At 68.0% G+C, this 20,210-nt stretch carries 16 protein-coding genes and 1 pseudogene; 15 read left to right on the top strand and 2 right to left on the bottom strand.

Annotated features, from left to right (window positions below):
- Window positions 1–44 precede the first annotated feature (44 nt).
- Window positions 45–1,901 carry an ExeM/NucH family extracellular endonuclease gene (locus tag DTA15_RS26100; RefSeq protein ID WP_006494002.1) on the bottom strand — a complete coding sequence of 619 codons (1,857 nt, stop codon included), beginning with the start codon at window positions 1,899–1,901 and terminating at the stop codon, window positions 45–47.
- A 206-nt stretch (window positions 1,902–2,107) separates the two neighbouring features.
- On the opposite strand from DTA15_RS26100, the gene DTA15_RS26095 reads away from it, so the two are divergent.
- The 8 genes from DTA15_RS26095 (at window position 2,108) to DTA15_RS26060 (ending at window position 9,113) form a co-directional block, all read left to right on the top strand.
- Entirely contained in the window at window positions 2,108–2,461 is a 354-nt protein-coding gene (locus DTA15_RS26095) for a YciI family protein (protein ID WP_006482933.1), read from the top strand.
- A 125-nt stretch (window positions 2,462–2,586) separates the two neighbouring features.
- The gene (locus DTA15_RS26090; protein WP_006482945.1) at window positions 2,587–3,006 is read left to right on the top strand and encodes a YciI family protein; all 420 of its coding nucleotides are present in this window, start codon (window positions 2,587–2,589) and stop codon (window positions 3,004–3,006) included.
- A gap of 25 nt (window positions 3,007–3,031) precedes the next feature.
- On the top strand, window positions 3,032–3,448 hold the full coding sequence (locus DTA15_RS26085) for a VOC family protein (protein WP_006482943.1): 417 nt from the start codon (window positions 3,032–3,034) through the stop codon (window positions 3,446–3,448).
- On the top strand, window positions 3,445–4,713 hold the full coding sequence (locus DTA15_RS26080) for an RNA polymerase sigma factor (protein WP_006482940.1): 1,269 nt from the start codon (window positions 3,445–3,447) through the stop codon (window positions 4,711–4,713). Before DTA15_RS26085 ends, DTA15_RS26080 begins: the two co-directional genes overlap by 4 nt.
- Window positions 4,714–4,941: 228 nt before the next feature.
- On the top strand, window positions 4,942–5,364 hold the full coding sequence (locus DTA15_RS26075) for a rubrerythrin family protein (RefSeq protein WP_006497294.1): 423 nt from the start codon (window positions 4,942–4,944) through the stop codon (window positions 5,362–5,364).
- 123 nt (window positions 5,365–5,487) lie between these two features.
- Complete coding sequence (locus tag DTA15_RS26070) at window positions 5,488–6,825, top strand: heterodisulfide reductase-related iron-sulfur binding cluster (RefSeq protein WP_006482946.1); 1,338 nt, start codon at window positions 5,488–5,490, stop codon at window positions 6,823–6,825.
- A gap of 29 nt (window positions 6,826–6,854) precedes the next feature.
- Window positions 6,855–7,436, top strand: coding sequence for a DUF3501 family protein (locus DTA15_RS26065; protein WP_006482947.1), 582 nt, complete (start codon window positions 6,855–6,857; stop codon window positions 7,434–7,436).
- Window positions 7,437–8,171: 735 nt separating this feature from the next.
- Window positions 8,172–9,113: a DUF6566 family protein gene (locus DTA15_RS26060; RefSeq protein ID WP_006482942.1), complete on the top strand. Its 942-nt coding sequence runs from the start codon at window positions 8,172–8,174 to the stop codon at window positions 9,111–9,113.
- 131 nt (window positions 9,114–9,244) lie between these two features.
- On the opposite strand, the gene DTA15_RS26055 is transcribed toward DTA15_RS26060, so the two are convergent.
- Window positions 9,245–10,786, bottom strand: a complete 1,542-nt coding sequence (locus DTA15_RS26055; protein ID WP_012493179.1) for a mannose-1-phosphate guanylyltransferase/mannose-6-phosphate isomerase — start codon at window positions 10,784–10,786, stop codon at window positions 9,245–9,247.
- A gap of 431 nt (window positions 10,787–11,217) precedes the next feature.
- Between DTA15_RS26055 and DTA15_RS26050 the strand changes: the two are divergent.
- The 7 genes and pseudogenes from DTA15_RS26050 (at window position 11,218) to DTA15_RS26020 (ending at window position 20,200) form a co-directional block, all read left to right on the top strand.
- Window positions 11,218–12,580 (top strand): annotated as a pseudogene (locus tag DTA15_RS26050) (undecaprenyl-phosphate glucose phosphotransferase).
- Between the two features lie 74 nt (window positions 12,581–12,654).
- Complete coding sequence (locus DTA15_RS26045) at window positions 12,655–14,067, top strand: UDP-glucose dehydrogenase family protein (protein ID WP_006497289.1); 1,413 nt, start codon at window positions 12,655–12,657, stop codon at window positions 14,065–14,067.
- 30 nt (window positions 14,068–14,097) lie between these two features.
- On the top strand, window positions 14,098–14,541 hold the full coding sequence (locus DTA15_RS26040; RefSeq protein WP_006482944.1) for a low molecular weight protein-tyrosine-phosphatase: 444 nt from the start codon (window positions 14,098–14,100) through the stop codon (window positions 14,539–14,541).
- The gene (locus tag DTA15_RS26035) at window positions 14,535–15,713 is read left to right on the top strand and encodes a polysaccharide biosynthesis/export family protein (protein ID WP_006482941.1); all 1,179 of its coding nucleotides are present in this window, start codon (window positions 14,535–14,537) and stop codon (window positions 15,711–15,713) included. Before DTA15_RS26040 ends, DTA15_RS26035 begins: the two co-directional genes overlap by 7 nt.
- A 50-nt stretch (window positions 15,714–15,763) precedes the next feature.
- A complete protein-coding gene (locus tag DTA15_RS26030; RefSeq protein ID WP_006482932.1) occupies window positions 15,764–17,989 on the top strand; it encodes a polysaccharide biosynthesis tyrosine autokinase in 2,226 nt (741 codons plus the stop codon).
- Between the two features lie 62 nt (window positions 17,990–18,051).
- A complete protein-coding gene (locus DTA15_RS26025; protein WP_006482934.1) occupies window positions 18,052–19,011 on the top strand; it encodes a glycosyltransferase family 2 protein in 960 nt (319 codons plus the stop codon).
- Between the two features lie 43 nt (window positions 19,012–19,054).
- A complete protein-coding gene (locus DTA15_RS26020; RefSeq protein WP_006492002.1) occupies window positions 19,055–20,200 on the top strand; it encodes a glycosyltransferase family 4 protein in 1,146 nt (381 codons plus the stop codon).
- Window positions 20,201–20,210: the final 10 nt, after the last annotated feature.

The raw sequence follows: 20,210 nt of genomic DNA, 5'->3' as shown, positions 1-20,210 counted from the left end.
GCCGTTGCAGGTTGGTTGTTGATGCAAATGCACTACCCGACGCGTCATCGATGCGCACGATTTGTGCCCGGTGCCGGTTGCGCGGCGGGGTCGTCCAGCGCGACGTCGATGACGACGGGATCGTGGTCCGACGAGCGGTAGGCGTCGGGTGCGTAATAAGTCGACCGGCGCGCGGACGTTTTGTAATCGGGCACGGGTTGCAGAACGAGCGGTTCGTCGGCGTTGATGTGCCAGAACCGCACGGCTTTCACGCGCGCGGCGAGCGGCGGCGTGGCCAGCGCATGGTCGAGATTGCCGGCTTCGCCGCGAAATACGTAGCTGTACGCAGCATCGCCGACGAAGCGCGCCACCAGGTTCGCATAGCCGCGCGCCTCGAGCGCGCGAACCGGGTCTTCCTTCGCATAACTGTTCAGATCGCCGATCAGCAGCACGCCGCCGGCGGCGACGCCCGTCGGCGAGGTGGCGAGCCAGTCGGCGACGCGCGCGGCGGCCCGCGTGCGCGCCGCATTCCAGCAGCCCTGGCCGTCGGACTGGTCGAGATTGGCGCCGCTCGCGTGCGGGCAATTCTTCGACTTCAGGTGATTGACCGCGACGGTAAAAGCGTGCGTGCCGCCGATGCGCCGGAACGTCTGCGCGAGCGGCGGGCGATGGCGGCCGCCGAGGGCGACGGTGGCGGCGCGCCCGACCGGCTCGACCGTGCGGCTGTCGTACAGCAGTGCGACCGCGATCGCGTCGCGACCCAGCCGCGCGGTGCCGGGGTCGACCGTGCGCCAGCCGTCGCCGAGCTGCGCGGCGAGCCGCCGGATGGCGCTCGCGTCGCCGTGGCCGTTGTTCGCGATTTCCATCAGCCCGATCACGTCGGCGCGCAACGCGCGCAACGCCGCGACGATCTTCGCTTCCTGCCGCGCGAACGCGGCGGGCGTTTTCGCGCCGCGGTTGCCCGGTGCGTCGAATCCGCCGCCATGGCCGTCACCGTTGAAATAATTGAAGACATTGAACGACACGACGCGCACGTCGGCATCGGGATGCCGGGCCGGTGCCGCGCGACGCGGGTTCGCGGCGGGATCGAAGACGGGCGCCGCGCCGGCCACCGGCTGCAGCCGCCAGGTGCCGTAGCGCCATTCGAGCACGCCTTCGACGCCGCGTACCGTATAGCCCGCGCGCAGCGTGTTGGCGGCGCTCAGTGCGGGCGGCGGATAGCGGACGGTCGCCGGGTCGCGCCGGCTCGACCCATCGTCGAGCACGATGCGGTTCAGTGCGTTGGCCGCGGCGTGCGCGGCGGCGTCGGCCGGCGGCCCGACCTGGGTCGGCGTGCGCAGCCGGCCGTTGCTCAGCACGATGCTGCCGTAGCGGCCGAGTTCGTGGGTATCGCTGACCGTCAGCGTTTGCGGCAGGCGTACGCGCATCGCTTCGTGCGCGGCCAGGACGGCCGGCGACGCGACCGGCAGCGTGAGCGTCGCCGGCGTGACCGTCTGCCCGCGCGCGCAGACGGCCATACCGCCCGTCAGCGTGAATTGCGTGCGGCCGTATTGCTCGTCGACCTTGCCCGTCAGATGCACGAGATCGCCGGGCGCCGCCCGTGCGTTCGGTGCGTAGACGAACAGGCCTTCCGGGATACCCGGCCGCCGGCGCCGCTGCGCGTCGGCCTGCTGGACGAAGAAGCCGCCCAGGCCGTCGGCGCCACTGAACGCCGCGGTGACGACCGCTTCGATCGACGTCGTTTGCCCGGCGAGCGGCGACGGGCCGCCGGCGCGACGGATCTCGGCGATCGCCGTGGCCGCGCCGCCGCAGCCGCTACTGACCGGCAGCGCGGCGGCGGGCCGGGCACAGAGGGCCACGGACAGCCCGACGGACGACGCCACGAACGGCGCGACGGCAAACAGGGGAAGCGGGCGTGACATGAGACGGTCCACAGGATCAAAATCCGACAGTTCGGGACCGCATCTTGAAGGCAAAATGTCAGGCTGCGGCCGAAATGGCCGTCCGGCCAGTACCGATTGGCCAACGATGCGGCAAGCCGCCTCGCGGCTGTTACGCTTTTGCACCGGGCGCCGCGTGCCGCTCGCCCGGCGCATGCCGCCGCGCCCCGTCCCCACAGGAGAAATCCATGTCTTACATGCTGTTGATTGTCGAACCGACCGAACAGCGCGCCGAGCGCACCCTCGACGAAGGTCAGGCGCTCTATGCGCGGATGGTCGATTTCGCCGAGTCGCTGAAGGCCCGCGGCGTGCTGCGCGGCGTCGAGTCGCTCGAGCGGTCCGAGCGCGGCACGCGCGTGCAGGTGCGCGACGGCGAGACGCGCCTGCTCGACGGCCCGTTCGCCGAGGCGAAGGAGATGGTCGGCGGCTTCTTCCTCGTCGACGTCGACACGCGCGAGGAAGCGATCGAAATCGCGCGCCAGTGCCCGGCCGCGCAATGGTGCACGGTCGAGGTGCGCGCGGTCGGCCCGTGCTTCCTGTGAACGTCGCGACTCGGTATTTACCCTGATTTGTCGTGGCGCATGTCGATCCGGCCATCTTCCGCCCGTCGTCCGGATAAGGCGCCGCGGAACGGGCGCCGCCTTCCACCGACGACAAGGAGTAAACGATGCGATTCATGATCATGATCCGGGCGAACGCCGTCAGCGAATCCGACGCGTTGCCGGACAACCGGCTGGTCGAGGCCATGACGGTCTATCACGAGGAGCTGGCGAAAGCCGGCGTGCTGCTCGACGCCAACGGCCTGCGGTCGAGCGCCCACGGCTGGCGCGTGCGCTACACGGGCGGCAAGGGCACGGTGATCGACGGCCCGTTCGCCGAAACGAAGGAACTGATCGCCGGCTATACGCTGATCCAGGTGCGCTCGCGCGACGAGGCGCTCGAATGGACGCGCCGGTTCCCCGCGCCGTTCGGCGCCGAACTCGACTGCGAGATCGAGGTGCGGCCGCTGTTCGAGCTCGACGACCTCACGCCGAGCGACGCGGTCGAGCGGTTCCGCGACCTCCACGTCGGCCGCAGCCACGCCTGAATCCCACCTCACCGGAGTATCCGTCATGCACAAGATGGTTTTCATCAACCTGCCGGTAGCCGACCTGCCGCGCGCGAAGACGTTCTACCAGGCGCTCGGCTTCGAGGTCGTGCCGGCCTATACCAACGAGCAGGCCGCCTGCATCAAGATCAGCGACACGATCTTCGCGATGCTGCTGGTGCGGCCGTTTTTCCAGACCTTCACCGACAAGACGATCATCGATCCGGCCACGCATATCCAGGTGTTGTCGTGCCTGTCGTGCGACAGCCGTGCCGAAGTCGACGGGCTCGTCGCGAAGGCGCTGGCGGCCGGCGGGGCCGCGCCGCAGGCGCCGCGCGAGTATCCGAACATGTACGGCCATGGGTTCACCGATCCGGACGGTCATACGTGGGAGCTGATGGCCATGCCGCTGGATGCGTCCGCCCAGGGGCAGGCGTCGTGACGCATGAGGCCACGCATCGTGCGATCGAGGCAGTCTGGCGAATCGAGGCGCCGAAGATCATCGCGCGCGCCGCGCGCGTGGTGCGCGACGTCGGCGTGGCCGAGGAACTGGCGCAGGACACGCTCGTCGCGGCGCTCGAGCACTGGCCCGTCGACGGCGTGCCCGACAACCCGGCCGCCTGGCTGATGACGGCCGTGAAGCGCCGCGCGCTCGACCGGGTCCGGCAGGAGTCGCTTCATGCGGCGAAGCGCGACCAGCTCGGTCACGAGATGGACGCGCTCGAAGCGCACGTCGTCCCCGACATCGCGGACGCGCTCGCCGACGCGAGCGACGACGACATCGGCGACGACCTGCTGCGGCTGATCTTCACGTCGTGCCACCCGGTGCTGTCGACCGACGCGCGCGTCGCGCTGACGCTGCGGCTGCTCGGCGGGCTGACGACGGGCGAGATCGCCCGGGCGTTCCTGACGCCCGAGCCGACGATCGCGCAGCGGATCGTGCGCGCGAAACGCACGCTCGCGGCGGCGCACGTGCCGTTCGAGGTGCCGGCCGCCGATGCGCGGCCGGCGCGGCTCGCGTCGGTGCTCGAAGTGATCTACCTCGTGTTCAACGAGGGCCATGCGGCGACGGCGGGCGACGACTGGATGCGTCCGGCGCTCTGCGACGAGGCGTTGCGGCTCGGCCGCGTGCTGGCCGGGCTCGCGCCGGATGAAAGCGAAGTGCTCGGGCTCGTCGCGCTGATGGAGCTACAGGCGTCGCGCATGCATGCACGCGTCGATGCACAGGGCCGGCCCGTGCTGCTGCTCGACCAGGACCGCAGCCGCTGGGATCCGTTGCTGATCCGGCGCGGCCTCGCGGCGCTGGAGCGGGCGACGAAGCTCGGCGGCGTGCGCGGGCCGTATGCGCTGCAGGCCGCGCTCGCGGCTTGCCACGCGCGCGCGCGGCAGGCGGCGGACACCGACTGGGCGCAGATCGTCGCGCTGTATGACGCGCTCGCCGAAGTCGCGCCGTCGCCGGTCGTCGAACTGAATCGCGCGGTGGCCGTGGGCATGGCGTTCGGTCCGGCCGCGGCGCTCGAACTCGTCGACGTGCTGCGTGACGATCCGGCGCTCGCGCGCTATCACTGGCTGCCGAGTGTGCGCGGCGATCTGCTCGCGAAGCTCGGCCGCGCCGACGAGGCCAAGCTGGAGTTCCGCCGCGCGGCGGATTTGACGCGCAACGAGCGTGAGCGCGAATTGCTGCTCAAGCGCGCGATGGATGCGTGACGCGCTGCCGTATGACGCGTGATGCATGACGCGCGCGCTCCGTCTTCCCGACCGTCCGCCTCGCACCCCGCACCCGACACTATCGTCCGCATTGAAAAAGCCTATTGGGTGATGCGAACGCGAGCGCCTAGATTGAAGAGCACGATGCGCGCCCGGCGCACGCATCGTTCCCCACATCTGATCGGCCCGGCGTCGCACGCGGCCGCGCCGACTCGAACGGAGGCGCAAATGGCTCAACTCAAGGGCAGCAAAACCGAAGAGAACCTGAAGGCCGCATTCGCGGGCGAATCGCAGGCGAATCGACGCTATCTGTATTTCGCTTCGAAGGCCGACGTCGAGGGGCAGAACGACGTCGCCGCGCTGTTCCGCTCGACCGCCGAAGGCGAAACCGGCCATGCGCACGGCCATCTCGAATACCTGGAAGCCGTCGGCGATCCGGCCACGGGCTTGCCGTTCGGTTCGTCGCGCCTGAATCTCGAATCGGCGATCGCCGGCGAAACGCACGAGTACACCGACATGTATCCGGGCATGGCGAAGACCGCGCGCGACGAAGGTTTCGACGAAATCGCGAACTGGTTCGAGACGCTCGCGAAAGCCGAACGCAGCCACGCGAACCGCTACACGAAGGCGCTGGACAGTCTCGTCGACTGACGAGCCGCCGCGGGCCGCACGGCATCGCCGTGCGACCGGCCCGCAGCCGGCCGTTCGTTCCGTCGCCGCCCGCAGCGCGCGGGCGGTGCGCTTGCGCACATGCGCGCCACGCGGGAGCGTCCCATGCCCCACAAGGAAGGCAGTCTCGAAGCGCCGACCCGGCATCCGCTCGACTGGCAGTCCGAAGCGTTCTACGACCAGGCCGCGATCGATGCGGAAATGACCCGCGTATTCGACATCTGCGCCGGCTGCCGGCGCTGCGTGTCGCTGTGCGGCGCGTTTCCGGCGCTGTTCGACCTGGTCGACGACACGCCGACGGGCGACATCGAGGAAGTGCCGAAGGCCGCGTTCGGCAAGGTCGTCGACCAGTGCTATCTGTGCGACCTCTGCTACATGACGAAATGCCCGTACGTGCCGCCGCACGCGTGGAACGTCGATTTCCCGCACCTGATGCTGCGCGGCAAGGCCGCGCGTTACAAACGCGGCGAAGCGACGTTGCGCGACAAGGTGCTGTCGAATACCGATGCGCTCGGCCATTTCGCGGGCATTCCGGTCGTCACGCAGGCGGTCAACGCGGTGAACCGCACGCCGCCCGCGCGCCACGCGCTCGAAGCGGCGCTCGGCGTCGATCGTCATGCGTGGCTGCCGGAATTCGCGCCGCGCAAGTTCCGGCGCGCCGCCAGACGTTCGGACAACCCGCCCGTGCGCGACGGCGAACGCACGCCCGGCAAGGTCGCGATCTATGCGACCTGCTACGTGAATTTCAACGAGCCGGGAATCGGCCACGACCTGCTCGCGATCCTCGCGCACAACGAGATCCCGTACGAACTCGTCGCGCGCGAAGCGTGCTGCGGGATGCCGCTGCTCGAGCAGGGCAATCTCGACGGCGTCGCCGCGAAGCAGGCCGTCAACATCCCGGTGCTCGAACGCTACGCGCGCGACGGCTATGCGCTGATCGGCGCGATTCCGAGCTGCGTGCTGATGTACAAGAGCGAGCTGCCGCTGATGTTCCCTGATGACGCAGCCGTGCGCGCGGTGGCCGACGCGTTCTGGGACCCGTTCGAATACGTGATCGCGCGGCATCGCGACGGGCTGCTGAAGACCGATTTCAAGACCGGCCTCGGCACCGTGTCGTATCACGTGCCGTGCCATGCGCGCGTGCAGAACATCGGCCGCAAGACGGCCGATGCGCTGTCGCTCGTGCCCGATACGCGCGTGAACGTGGTCGAGCGTTGCTCGGGCCACGCGGGCACGTTCGGCGTGAAGAAGGCATTTCATGCGGAGGCGATGCGGATCGGCGCGCCCGTGTTCAAGGCGATGGCCGAGCCGCAGCCGGACGTCGTGTCGTCCGACTGCGCGCTCGCCGGCCATCACATCGTGCAGGGCATCGACGAAAAGGGGCTGCCGCACGCGCCGCTCGCGCATCCGTTGACGCTGCTGCGCCGCGCGTACGGCATCTGAGCCGCTGCCGGCCATCCACGAGGACATCCATGACGCTGACCCGCGACTCCCTGCTGACGCTCGAAGCGTACGCGAAGATCCGCAAGGCCGAACACGCGCGGCTCGTCGCGTACAAGCGCCGCCGCGCGGTGGCGCTCGGCAACCACCTGCGTTTCCTGTTCGAGGACGAGACGACGATCCGCTATCAGATCCAGGAGATGCTGCACATCGAGAAGATCTTCGACGAGGCCGGCATCGAAGGGGAGCTCGACGCGTATCTGCCGCTGGTGCCCGACGGCACCAACCTGAAGGCGACGATGCAGATCGAGTACGAGCATGAAATCGAACGGCGCGCGGCGCTCGCGCGGCTGATCGGCGTGGAGGATCGCGTGTACCTGCGGGTCGACGGGCACGCGAGCGTCTACGCGATCGCGGACGAGGATCTCGAGCGCGACAACGCGGAGAAGACGTCGGCCGTGCACTTCGTGCGCTTCGAGTTCGATGCGCCGATGCGCGCGGCGCTCAAGGGCGGCGCGGCGCTGTCGATAGGCTGCGATCACCCGGCCTACACGATGCCGCCGCAGCGGGTGGACGCGGACGTGACCGCGTCGCTGGCCGGCGATCTGCGCTAGCGCCACGGCCTCCCCGCGCTGCGTGCCACGCACGCGGGCTTGCGCTTTTCCGTTCCGACCCGAAGAAACCCGCGCCCCGCGCCGTCCGGCGCGGCCGTGCGGCGCTCGCCGCGAAGATGTAACAAGCGTGACGGATTTGCATGCGGGGACACATTGGGCGCGCGGCGTCAGCGTGTTTTCATCACTCGCAGAGAAACAATAAAGAGATTGTGCATGAAGATAATTTGATTCAGCGCAATTTGAATGATTTACCGATTCATGAATATCTTGTTACGAATTTTCCCCTGATTTACCGATTTTCGAAGGCTATTCCGGGCGGTGTTGCCGGCAGGGGTCGGAGCAGCCCGAAACCGCCTGTTTCAGCGCATTCTTCAGACGCTGCGGAGCCCCGCCGGACGGGCCTTTGCAGCCATCTGCATAAAGATCTCGCAAAAAAATTCAAGCGTAAATGGATTGCCCGCCCATGGCAGGTTGTTTCAGTGCGTAACATTAAGTCATTGTCATATTGAGATAAACCCTAGGGATGGTATGCTTCGTGCACAAAAATTCCCACATTGGAGTGAGACCGCGATTTGTGCGCCATTGCCGGGAATCGCGGCACCGTGAAAGTGCGGTGTCGCCCGGTATGCACAACGCCGGATAACCATAATGTGCAACCTGGCCGCCCCGCGACGCGATGTGTCGCGACGGCGCCGCCAATCGCAGCCCCGGCCTGGCTGCGTGGAGAGATCGACTATGTTCTTCGATGAGCTTAACGATGAAGAGTGGTTTCGCCTTTCAGCGCTGATCGCCGATGAACCCATCCGGCTGAACCGTCGCGGGCGTCCACGCGCCGAACCGCGTGTCGTCGCCAACGCGGTGCTGTGGATCCTGACGACCGGGGAAGCCTGGTCCAAGCTGCCCGGTCGCTATCCGTCCGGGCCGACGTGCCGTCGTCGCTACGAGGAGTGGCTCGCGAACGGCACGCTGCTGCAGATGATCGACGTGCTGACCCAGTTCAGCGGGCGCACGTTCGCGTATATTCCGCCGCCGCCGGAGGCCGTCGTGCCGGCTCGCCGCGCGGAGCCGGTGCCCGACAACGATCGTCTGCGTGGCGTGTTCTGGCAAAACCCCGAGTCGTGGCAATTGCCAGTTGCGCAGGCAAACGTTTGGGAGGGCGAGGGTGCGTCGTTGAGCACGATGTCGGCCGACCAGGTGGACGGCCGCGCCGACGTGTCGTTCTCGGTGCCCGGCGCGCCGGCCACGGAACTGCGCCATGCGCGGGCGTCGTCCGCGAGCTTCTCGTCGGCCGAGCCGCAGATCGACGAGTATCGCGGCTATACGATCAGCGGCACCGCGCAGCCCGTGCAGAACCTGATGTATCGCGCGTGGGCCGAGATCTCGCAGGACGACCGGCGCGTCGAACGCTCGGGCCTGATCGGCCCGCGCTTCACCGATGCCGAGGAAGCCGAGCAGTATGCGCTCGACTGGGCGCGTCAGTGGATCGATCGCCACGGTGCGAGCGACGCGCCGGCGCGCGAGCCGCAAGGCGAAGTGCTGGCCGGTTTGTCGGCGCTGGCGCGTGCGGAATCGGACATCAAGCGCTTCATCGCCGAGCGTCGCGCAGGTGCGTTGTCGGAAAGCCGCAACGATCCCGTGCAGTCGGAGCGTCGCGAATACGCGTATCGCGTCGGTTGATCGTCGTCCCCGCGCGACGCGCGGGCCGTCGTGTGCCACGATGCCCGCGCCGCGCGCCCGTCCGGTTTTTCCATCATGTCCGTATTGCCCGGGCGCCGCCGTCGAAGCGGCGCCCGTGGGTGCATGGCGCGTTACTGCCGGCCGTAGGTATCGTCGAAGCGGACGATGTCGTCCTCGCCGAGATACGCACCCGACTGCACTTCGATCAGTTCGAGCGGCATCTTGCCCGGGTTCTCCAGGCGGTGCGATACGCCGAGCGGAATGTACGTCGATTCGTTTTCGGACAGCAGGAACGTTTCGTCGCCGCGCGTGATGCGCGCGGTGCCGCGCACGACGATCCAGTGTTCGGCGCGGTGGTGGTGCATCTGCAGCGACAGTTGCGCGCCCGGCTTCACGACGATGCGTTTCACCTGGAAGCGCTCGCCGGTGTCGACCGAGTCGTAGTGGCCCCACGGACGATGGACCTTGCGGTGATCGGTCGCTTCGGTGCCTTGTCGCGCCTTGATGTGCCCGACGATCTTCTTCACGTCCTGCACGCGCGATTTGTCCGCGACGAGCACGGCGTCGGGCGTTTCGACGACGACCAGGTTCTGCGTGCCGACGCACGCGACGAGGCGGCTTTCCGAATGCGCGAACGTCGATTCGGCGCCTTCGAACAGCACGTGGCCGCGGCCGACGTTGCCGGTCTCGTCCTTCGCCGAGATCTGCCAGATCGCGTCCCACGAACCGACGTCCGACCAGCCCGCGTCGAGCGGCACGACCACGCTCTCGCACAGTTGCGGCTGGCTCGCGAGCGGTTCCATCACCGCATAGTCGATCGAGTTCGACGGCGACGCAGCGAACGCGTCGCGATCGACGCGGAAGAAATCGCCATCGTCCCGGCCCTGGGCGACGGCCTGTTCGCAGGCTGCGTAGATCGCGGGTTCCAGCTGCCGGATCGCCTTCAGCCAGACCGACGCGCGCACGATGAAGATGCCGCTGTTCCACCAGTATTCGCCCGACGCGACGTACTGCTGCGCGAGTTCGAGGTGCGGCTTCTCGACGAAACGGTCGAGGCGGCGCACGTCGAGGGTGCCGGTCCCGGCGTCGCCGAGCGGCGCGCCGACGCGGATGTAGCCGTAGCCGGTCTCCGCGTGCTTGGGCACGATGCCCATCGTCGCGATCTTGCCTTGCGCGGCGCAGTGCACGCCGGCCGCGACGGCCGCGTGAAAGCGCGGCAGGTCGGCGACCGCATGGTCGGCCGGCATCACGGTCATCACCGCATCGTTGCCGTCGGCGACAAGCCGCAGCGCGGCGAGCGTCAGCGCGGGCGCGGTGTCGCGGCCGAGCGGCTCGAGCATGATGGTCGCGCGCTTGGCCGTCAGGCGCAGCTGTTCGGCGGTCGTGAAGCGATGATCCTCGCCGCATACGATCAGCACGTCGTCGTTCAGCGGGTGATCGGCCGTCAGGCCGTCGAGGCGCAGCGCGGTCGACTGCAGCAGTGAATGATCGCCGAGCAGGCCGATCAGCTGTTTCGGGAAACGCTCGCGCGACATCGGCCACAGGCGCGTGCCGGAACCGCCGGCAAGAATCACGGGCTGCACGGCGAGACGCATACCGACGGCGGGCGTGCCGACGGCGGTTGCGGCGGAAGAAGAATGGCGCGTTTCGGCGGCCACTGCCGGAGCATTCATGATGACACTCTCCACGGTTGAAGTCAGTGCCTGTCGTTGTAGCATGAAGTAAATCGACAATAAAACCGGACCCAATGCCGAATATCCGCCACGCATTCATCCGGAAGAATTTTCCTCGATGGCATCGGCTGGAAATAAAAAAATAAAAAATAATTCCGGTCGCCGGCCGGACGTGCCCGCCCGCAAAGGGTGCACGGCAAGCGTAACGACTCTGAAAAAATCCCTGTTTCCGCCCGATTCGGGAAAACCTGCCGATTTAATTAAAAAAGATCGCGGCAAGAATTTCCGATTATTTTTCGAAATACTTGTGCGCTTGAGGGGGAATTTTCTTGTCGCTTCAATAGCGTCATGCAACGTTTGAATCGAAGGTGCGGCACGGGTCGCACGAGGAGCTGTTCGGCAAACGCCTGTTCAAAGAAGAGGAAACGGACATGTTGAGCGTGCTGGCGAGAGTCATCGATATCGCGATGGTGGTGACGGGCGCGCTGATCGCGGCCGCGTTGCACGACGGCAGCATCGGGCTCAGCGACCTGCAGCGCACGACGGTGCTGTTCGACTGCCTGCTGGTCGTCGTGTTCTTTCCGGCCGTCGGCATCTACCAGTCGTGGCGCGGCAAGCGTCTCGTCGGGCTGATGGGGCGCGTCGCGTTCGCGTGGCTCGCGGTCGAGCTCGCGGGCATCCTGATGAGCTTCAGCTTTCACCAGTCGGGCGACCTGTCGCGGCTGTGGCTGGGTTACTGGGCGCTGGTGACGATGGCGCTGCTCGCCGGCTCGAAGGCCTGCGTGCACGTCGTGCTGCGGCAGTTGCGCCGCGGCGGCTACAACCTGAAGGCGGTCGCGATCGTCGGCGGCGCGGCGGCTGATCGCGCAGATGCGGGCGCGGCCGGAGGCCGGCTTCAACCCGGTGTGCGTGTACGACGAAAGCGAGGCGCCGGGCGAAGTCGCGCTCGACGACGTGCGCATCGAGCGGCAGTTCGAATCGCTGGTGTGGCTGGTGCGCAGCCGCGCGATCAGCGAGCTGTGGCTCACGCTGCCGATCACGGAGGAGCGCCGGATTCACCAGATCGTGACGGTGTTCCGCCACGACTTCGTGAACATCCGCTTCATTCCGGACGTGCGCACGCTGTCGTTCTTCAACCAGGAAGTGGTCGAGGTGCTCGGCGTGCCGGCGATCAACCTCGCGGCGTCGCCGATCACCGACGTGCGGATCCTGCCGAAGTTCGTGTTCGACCGGCTGTTCGCGCTGGCGGCGCTCACGGCGCTCGCGCCGGTGATGGTGCTGATCGCGGCGCTGATCAAGCTGACCTCGCGCGGGCCGGTGTTCTTTCGGCAGAAGCGCAAGGGCATCGACGGGCACGAGTTCGAGATCTACAAGTTTCGCTCGATGAAGGTGCATCAGGAAGTGGCCGGGCAGGTCACGCAGGCAACCAAGAACGACTCGCGCGTGACGCCGGTCGGCCGGTTCCTGCGCCGCACGAGCCTCGACGAGCTGCCGCAGTTCATCAACGTGCTGAAGGGCGAGATGTCGGTGGTGGGGCCGCGCCCGCATGCGCTCGCGCACGACGACATCTACAAGGATCTGGTCAAGGGCTACATGTTCCGCTACCGGATCAAGCCCGGCATCACCGGGTGGGCGCAGATCAACGGCTTTCGCGGCGAAACCGACCAGATCGAGAAGATGATGGGCCGCGTGAAGCTCGACCTGTACTACATGCAGAACTGGTCGTTCTGGCTCGACATCAAGATCGTCGTGCTGACGCTGTGGAAAGGGTTCACCGGCAGCAACGCGTACTGACACCGACGCGCTGCGTCACGCAGGCATTCCGGTTTTACGAATTTCGAATCATTGGTCAAGGGGTCCGACACATCATGAATCTGACTATCATCGGCAGCGGTTACGTAGGGCTTGTCACCGGCGCCTGTCTCGCCGACATCGGGCACGACGTGTTCTGTCTCGACGTCGACCAGGCGAAGATCGACATCCTGAACGACGGCGGCGTGCCGATCCACGAGCCGGGCCTGAAGGAAGTCATCGCGCGCAACCGTTCGGCCGGCCGCCTGCGCTTCTCGACCGACATCGAGGCCGCGGTTGCGCACGGCGACGTGCAGTTCATCGCGGTCGGCACGCCGCCCGACGAGGACGGTTCGGCCGACCTGCAGTACGTGCTCGCGGCGGCGCGCAACATCGGCCGCTACATGACCGGCTTCAAGGTGATCGTCGACAAGTCGACGGTGCCGGTCGGCACGGCCGAGCGCGTGCGCGCGGCGGTCGCCGAGGAGCTCGCGAAGCGCGGCGGCGACCAGATGTTCTCGGTCGTGTCGAATCCGGAATTCCTGAAGGAAGGCGCGGCCGTCGACGATTTCACGCGGCCGGACCGCATCGTGATCGGCTGCGACGACGACGTGCCGGGCGAGCGCGCCCGCGAGCTGATGAAGAAGCTCTACGCGCCGTTCAACCGCAATCACGAGCGCACGCTGTACATGGACGTGCGCTCGGCCGAGTTCACGAAGTACGCGGCGAATGCGATGCTCGCGACGCGCATCTCGTTCATGAACGAGCTGGCGAACCTCGCCGACCGTTTCGGCGCGGACATCGAGGCCGTGCGCCGCGGGATCGGCTCCGATCCGCGCATCGGCTACCACTTCCTGTACGCCGGCTGCGGCTACGGCGGCTCGTGCTTCCCGAAGGACGTCGAGGCGCTGATCCGCACGGCCGACGAGCACGGCCAGTCGCTGCAGATCCTGAAAGCTGTGTCGTCGGTCAACGCGACGCAAAAGCGCGTGCTCGCCGACAAGATCGTCGCGCGCTTCGGCGAGGACCTGAGCGGCCGCACGTTCGCGCTGTGGGGCCTCGCGTTCAAGCCGAACACCGACGACATGCGCGAGGCGCCGAGCCGCGAGCTGATCGCCGAGCTGCTGTCGCGCGGCGCGCGCGTCGCCGCGTACGACCCGGTCGCGCAGCAGGAAGCGCGCCGCGTGATCGCGCTCGATCTGGCCGATCACCCGAGCTGGCTCGAACGCCTCACCTTCGTCGACGACGAGGCGCAGGCCGCGCGCGACGCCGACGCGCTCGTGATCGTCACCGAATGGAAGGCGTTCAAGAGCCCCGACTTCGTCGCGCTCGGCCGCCTGTGGAAGACGCCGGTGATCTTCGACGGCCGCAACCTGTACGAGCCGGAGACGATGAGCGAGCAGGGCATCGAGTATCACCCGATCGGGCGGCCGGGCTCGCGCCAGGCGGTCGCCGCCCGCGTGCCGGGCGCCGCGCGCGCCAGCGCGTAACCCGTTTTCCGTCACTCGTTACGAGACGCCATGTTCCGGAACATCCTGATCGTCTGCCACGCGAACGTCTGCCGCAGCCCGGCGGCGGAAATGCTGTTCAAGTCGCACGCCGCGTCGCGCGGCGGCCCGCGTCCGACGTTCCACTCGGCCGGCGTGCACGCGAACGACGGCGACGGCATCGATCCGGTGATGCGGCAACTGCTGGCCGAGCGCGGCGTCGATGCGACGACCCACCGCTCGCGGCGGCTGTCGCGCCGGATCGTGCGCGACGCCGACCTGATTCTCGTCAGCGAGCGCCGACAGATCGCGGCCGTCGAAGCGGTCGATCCGTTCGCGCGCGGCAAGGTTCACCTGCTCGGCAAGTGGGAAGGGGCCGAAATTGCGGACCCGCACGGCGGCCCGGAGGCCGACTACCGCGAGAGCTACTCACTGATCGAACGTCTGGTTCAAGGATGGCTACAGAAACTATGCTGAAACGCCCGATGCGCCCGGTGGCGCTTGCCGTCGCGCTGACGACTTTCCTGTCAGCCTGTGCAACCGCGCCCGGCAACTACCTCGACTCGTCGAACCTGAAGGACGAAGGCCGGCAGGAAGCGGCCGAAACCTATCCGGTTCATTACATCGACGCCAAAGTGGTGATGGACCAGCTGCAGAAAGCGCAGGTCGATCACCCGCTGCCGCCGGGACGTTACACCGATCCGTCGCAGTACACGTATCGCGTCGGCCCGCAGGACATCCTCGGCGTCACCGTGTGGGATCACCCGGAGCTGACGACGCCGCAGGGCCAGTCGTTCTCGAGCGGCGGCAACACGACGCAATCGGTCGCGGGCGCGCTGCAGCAGCCGTATACGACCGCGCTGCCGGGCCAGGCCGATCCGTACGGCCAGACGGTCGCCGCCGACGGCACGATCTTCTTCCCGTTCGTCGGCCGCATCCGCGTGGCGGGCAAGACGGTCGCGCAGATCCGCGACGAGATGGCGTCCAGCCTCGCGCGCTACGTGAAGAATCCGCAGCTCGACGTGCGCGTGCTGTCGTTCCGCAGCCAGAAGGTGCAGGTGACGGGCGAGGTCAAGCAGCCGGGCCCGCTCGCGGTGAGCGACGTGCCGCTCACGCTCGTCGACGCGATCTCGCGCTCGGGCGGTTCGACCGCCGAGGCCGACCTCCAGCGCGTGCGCCTGACGCGCGACGGCAAGCTGTACACGCTCGACGCGAACGGCGTGCTCGATCGCGGCGAAGTGAAGCAGAACGTGATGCTGCAGCCGGGCGACATCGTCAACGTGCCGGACCGCAGCGACAGCCGCGTGTTCATCATGGGCGAGGTCAAGACGCCGGTCACGGTGCCGATGCTCAAGGGCCGGCTGACCATCGCCGATGCGCTGACCGCGGGCGGCGGGATTCTCGACACCGATGCGAACCCGCGCAAGATCTACGTGATGCGCGGGATGCGCGACAACCCGACGAAGCCTGAAGTGTTCCGTCTCGACATGACGCAGCCCGACGCGCTGATGCTGTCGAGTCGCTTCCCGCTTCAACCGCTCGACGTCGTCTACGTCAGCACGGCCAGCTCGGTGCAGTTCAACCGCGTGCTGCAGCAGGTGCTGCCGACGATCCAGACGATCTTCTACATGCGGCAAATCACGCGCTGATAGCCCGCCGGGGTGGCGTCCGCCCCCCGGCACCACTCAAGCGGGAACGAATGGTGAACACGCAAGCGAAACACTCCTACGCGGACCTGACCGCGAAGACCGAGGAAGAGGACGTCGTCCTCGGCCAGTTGCTCCAGGTCATCATGGACGACATCTGGCTGCTGCTCGGCATCGCGGTGACGGTCGTCGCGCTCGCCGGCCTCTACTGCTTCATCGCGAAGCCGGTCTACCAGGCGGACGTGCACGTGCGGGTCGAGGGCAACGACAACACGTCGCAGGCGCTCACGCAGACGCAGACGGGCGCGTCGATCAACAGCGGCCCGCAGCAGGCGCCGACCGACGCGGAAATCGAGATCATCAAGAGCCGCGGCGTCGTCGCGCCGGTCGTCGACCAGTTCAAGCTGAACTTCACGGTCGCGCCGAAGACGCTGCCGGTGATCGGCAGCCTCGCCGCGCGCCTCGCGACGCCGGGCACGCCGTCGCGGCCGTGGCTCGGCCTGAAATCGTATGCGTGGGGCGGCGAAGTCGCCGACATCGACACGATCAACGTCGTGCCGGCGCTCGAAGGCAAGAAGCTGACGCTGACGGCCGGCCCGAACGGCACCTATTCGCTGGTCGACGAGAACGGCACGCGGCTGCTGGCGGGCCGCGTCGGCGAATCGGCGCAGGGCGGCGGCGTGACGCTGCTCGTGCAGAAGCTCGTCGCGCGCCCCGGCACGCAATTCACGGTGGTTCGCTACAACGATCTCGACGCGATCAGCGGGTTCCAGGCCGGTATCCAGGTGAGCGAGCAGGGCAAGCAGACCGGCGTCGTGCAGATCTCGCTCGAAGGCAAGGACCCGGACCAGACCGCCGCGATCGCGAACGCGCTCGCGCAGTCGTACCTGAACCAGCACGTGGTCGCGAAGCAGGCCGAAGCGACCAAGATGCTCGACTTCCTGAAGGGCGAGGAGCCGCGCCTGAAGGCCGACCTCGAACGCGCGGAGGCCGCGCTCACGCAATACCAGCGCACGTCGGGCTCGATCAACGCGAGCGACGAGGCGAAGGTCTACCTCGAAGGCAGCGTGCAGTACGAGCAGCAGATCGCCGCGCAGCGCCTGCAGCTCGCGTCGCTCGCGCAGCGCTTCACCGATTCGCACCCGATGGTGATCGCCGCGAAGCAGCAGCTCGCGGAGCTGCAGGGCGAAAAGGACAAGTTCAGCAACCGCTTCCGCAGCCTGCCGGCGACCGAGGTGAAGGCCGTCCAGCTCCAGCGCGACGCGAAGGTCGCCGAGGACATCTACGTGCTGCTGCTGAACCGCGTGCAGGAACTGTCGGTGCAGAAGGCCGGCACGGGCGGCAACATCCACCTGATCGATTCGGCGCTGCGTCCGGGCGCGCCGGTCAAGCCGAAGAAGGTGCTGATCCTGTCGGCCGCCGTGTTCCTCGGGCTGATCCTTGGCACCGGCGTCGTGTTCCTGCGTCGCAACCTGTTCCAGGGCATCGAGGATCCGGACCGCATCGAGCGCGCGTTCAACCTGCCGCTGTACGGGCTGGTGCCGCAAAGCGCCGAGCAGGTGAAGCTCGACGCGGCGGCGGAGAAGGGCGGCAGCCGTGCGCGGCCGATTCTCGCGAGCCTGCGGCCGAAGGACCTGAGCGTCGAAAGCATGCGCAGCCTGCGCACCGCGATGCAGTTCGCGATGATGGACGCGAAGAACCGCGTGATCGTGCTGACCGGCCCGACGCCGGGCATCGGCAAGAGCTTCCTGACGGTCAACCTCGCGGTGCTGCTCGCGCATTCGGGCAAGCGCGTGCTGCTGATCGACGCCGACATGCGGCGCGGGATGCTCGACCGCTACTTCGGCCTCACCGTGCAGCCGGGCCTGTCGGAGCTGCTGAGCGATCAATCGGCGCTCGAGGATGCCGTGCGCGAGACGCCGGTGCAGGGCCTGTCGTTCATCTCGGCCGGCACGCGTCCGCCGAACCCGTCGGAGCTGCTGATGTCGACGCGCCTGCCGCAATACCTCGAAGGGCTCGGCAAGCGCTACGACGTCGTGCTGATCGATTCGCCGCCGGTGCTGGCGGTGACCGACGCGACCATCATCGGCCGCATGGCCGGTTCGACCTTCCTCGTGCTGCGCTCGGGCATGCATACCGAAGGCGAGATCGCCGATGCGATCAAGCGCCTGCGCACCGCGGGCGTCGATCTGGAAGGCGGGATCTTCAATGGCGTGCCGCCGAAGGCGCGCGGCTACGGCCGCGGCTATGCGGCCGTGCACGAATACCTGAGCGCGTGACCGGGTCGCGCGAAACCGGGCCGGCGCTACGCGCGCCGGCCCGGCCGACTGGAGAACCTCGAATGAAAATTTCCGTGCTCGTTCCGACCTATCGGCGTCCCGCCGACCTCGCGCGCTGCCTGTTGGCGCTGCAGCGGCAGCAGCGGCTGCCCGACGAGGTGATCGTCGTCGCGCGCCCGGAGGACGACGCGACGCACGAACGGCTCGCCGATCCGGCGGTCGGCGGCGCGCTGCCGCTGCGCCTCGTGCCGGTTGACGTGCCGGGGCAGGTCGCCGCGCTGAACAAGGGGCTCGACTCGGCGAACGGCGACATCGTTGCGATCACCGACGACGATGCGGCGCCGCGTCCCGACTGGCTCGCGCGCATCGAAGCCGCGTTCCTGTCCGATCCGCGCGTGGGCGCGGTCGGCGGACGCGACTGGGTGCACGAGAAAGGCCGCGTGCTCGACGAATCGAGAGAGCTCGTCGGCCAGCTCACGCTGTCCGGCAAGATCGTCGGCAATCATCACCTCGGCGTCGGCGGCGCGCGCGAAGTCGACATGCTCAAGGGCGCGAACATGAGCTACCGGCGCGCGGCGATCGAGCGGCTGCGCTTCGACACGCGGCTGCGCGGCGCCGGCGCGCAGGTGCACAACGACATGGGCTTCAGCATGCACGTGCAGCGCGAAGGCTGGAAGCTCGTCTACGACCCGTCGATCGCGGTCGATCACTTCCCGGCCGAGCGCTTCGACGACGACCGGCGCGATGCCGCGTCGCTGAACGCGATCAGCAACGGCGCGTACAACCTGCATCTGATCCTGCGCGAGCATTTGCCGCCGCTGCGGCGCGAGATCGCGTGGTGGTGGTGGACGCTGGTCGGTACGCGCGTCTATCCCGGCTTCGCGCACGTGCTGCTGTCGCTGCCTGGCGCCCGGCGCGAGCGTGTGCTCGCGCACTGGCGCGCGGTGCGCCGCGGCGCGCGCGATGCGCGCCGCACGAATCTCGCCCCCCACCGTGCGGCGATGCCGCCGGTGACGTCTTGAACGGCCCGCGCGCACCGCGCGCGGCCCCCTCCGGAGGGCTCGCATGACCACGAAGGCTGCAACGAAAGTCCACGTCCATCTGTTCCACGGCGCCGATCCGCGTACCTACCGGAAAGGCGACGACATCGGCTGCCTGTACGGCTATCACCACGCCGAATCCGACGAATTCCGGCTGACCTATTCGCAGGACGGCGCCGAAAACCGCGTCGTGAGCGTCGCGCGCCGCGCGCTGAAGGCGGCGCTCGGCTTCGACGTCGTGCATGCGTGGCGCAATCGCGCGGCGTTGCTCGATACCGACGTGATCTGGACGCATACCGAGCAGGAGCATCTGGCTGCCGCGTTGATCCTGAAGCTCGCCGGTGAGCAGGGCAAGCGCCCGCTGCTGCTCGCGCAGAGCGTGTGGCTGTTCGACAAGTGGGGCAGCTTCGGCGGCCCGCGCCGCTGGCTGTACCGCAAGCTGATCGCGCGCGCCGACGCGCTGACCACGCTCGCCCGCGACAACGCCGACCTGTGCCGCCGCTATCTCGGACGCGACGCCGAGTTCGTCTACTACGGGCTGAACACGCAGGATTTCCCGCCGGTCGAGCCGCAGCAATGGACGCCGAACCGGCCATTGCGGATCGCGGCGATCGGTAACGACCGCGACCGCGACTGGCGCACGTTCCTCGCCGCGTTCGGCGGCGACGCGCGCTACGACGTGCGGCTCGCGACGCGCCGCCGCGTGCCGCGCGAATGGCATGCGCCGAACGTGAAGATCGGCCCCGCGTCGGGGCTCGCGAAGCAGCATGAACTGTACGCGTGGGCCGACGTGATCGTCGTGCCGCTGCGGCCGAATTTCCACGCGTCCGGCATCACGGTGATGCTCGAGGCGGCAGCCGTCGGCAAGCCGATGATCGTGTCCGACGTGGGCGGCCTGAGCGACTACTTCCCGCACGATACGGCCGCCTACGTGCCGGCGTTCGACGCGCAGGCGATGCGTCAGGCCGCCGATCGCTTCGTCGCCGATCCGGTGGCGGCGCTCGACTGCGCGCGGGCGGCCGCCGCGTGCCTGCGCGAGCGCGACCTGACCACGCAGGCGTTCGCCGAGCAGCACGTGCGGATCACGCGCGACATGCTGCGCCGGCGCCGCACGCCCGCGGCGGCCGGCGTCGCGATGCCGCTCGCGGATTCGCGTCCGTCGTCGCGCTGAGAGCGGATCG

Origin of the sequence: Burkholderia cenocepacia (genome assembly GCF_900446215.1) — a bacterium.
GTDB classification, from domain to species: domain Bacteria; phylum Pseudomonadota; class Gammaproteobacteria; order Burkholderiales; family Burkholderiaceae; genus Burkholderia; species Burkholderia cenocepacia.
Note: the sequence above shows the minus strand (reverse complement) of the source record. Positions and strands in the feature narration are given on the sequence as shown.

Coding starts and splice junctions, on each gene's coding strand:
- DTA15_RS26100 (WP_006494002.1), bottom strand. CDS start 1,901: ATGTCACGCCCGCTTCCCCTGTTTGCCGTCGCGCCGTTCGTGGCGTCG.
- DTA15_RS26095 (WP_006482933.1), top strand. CDS start 2,108: ATGTCTTACATGCTGTTGATTGTCGAACCGACCGAACAGCGCGCCGAG.
- DTA15_RS26090 (WP_006482945.1), top strand. CDS start 2,587: ATGCGATTCATGATCATGATCCGGGCGAACGCCGTCAGCGAATCCGAC.
- DTA15_RS26085 (WP_006482943.1), top strand. CDS start 3,032: ATGCACAAGATGGTTTTCATCAACCTGCCGGTAGCCGACCTGCCGCGC.
- DTA15_RS26075 (WP_006497294.1), top strand. CDS start 4,942: ATGGCTCAACTCAAGGGCAGCAAAACCGAAGAGAACCTGAAGGCCGCA.
- DTA15_RS26070 (WP_006482946.1), top strand. CDS start 5,488: ATGCCCCACAAGGAAGGCAGTCTCGAAGCGCCGACCCGGCATCCGCTC.
- DTA15_RS26065 (WP_006482947.1), top strand. CDS start 6,855: ATGACGCTGACCCGCGACTCCCTGCTGACGCTCGAAGCGTACGCGAAG.
- DTA15_RS26060 (WP_006482942.1), top strand. CDS start 8,172: ATGTTCTTCGATGAGCTTAACGATGAAGAGTGGTTTCGCCTTTCAGCG.
- DTA15_RS26055 (WP_012493179.1), bottom strand. CDS start 10,786: ATGAATGCTCCGGCAGTGGCCGCCGAAACGCGCCATTCTTCTTCCGCC.
- DTA15_RS26045 (WP_006497289.1), top strand. CDS start 12,655: ATGAATCTGACTATCATCGGCAGCGGTTACGTAGGGCTTGTCACCGGC.
- DTA15_RS26040 (WP_006482944.1), top strand. CDS start 14,098: ATGTTCCGGAACATCCTGATCGTCTGCCACGCGAACGTCTGCCGCAGC.
- DTA15_RS26035 (WP_006482941.1), top strand. CDS start 14,535: ATGCTGAAACGCCCGATGCGCCCGGTGGCGCTTGCCGTCGCGCTGACG.
- DTA15_RS26030 (WP_006482932.1), top strand. CDS start 15,764: ATGGTGAACACGCAAGCGAAACACTCCTACGCGGACCTGACCGCGAAG.
- DTA15_RS26025 (WP_006482934.1), top strand. CDS start 18,052: ATGAAAATTTCCGTGCTCGTTCCGACCTATCGGCGTCCCGCCGACCTC.
- DTA15_RS26020 (WP_006492002.1), top strand. CDS start 19,055: ATGACCACGAAGGCTGCAACGAAAGTCCACGTCCATCTGTTCCACGGC.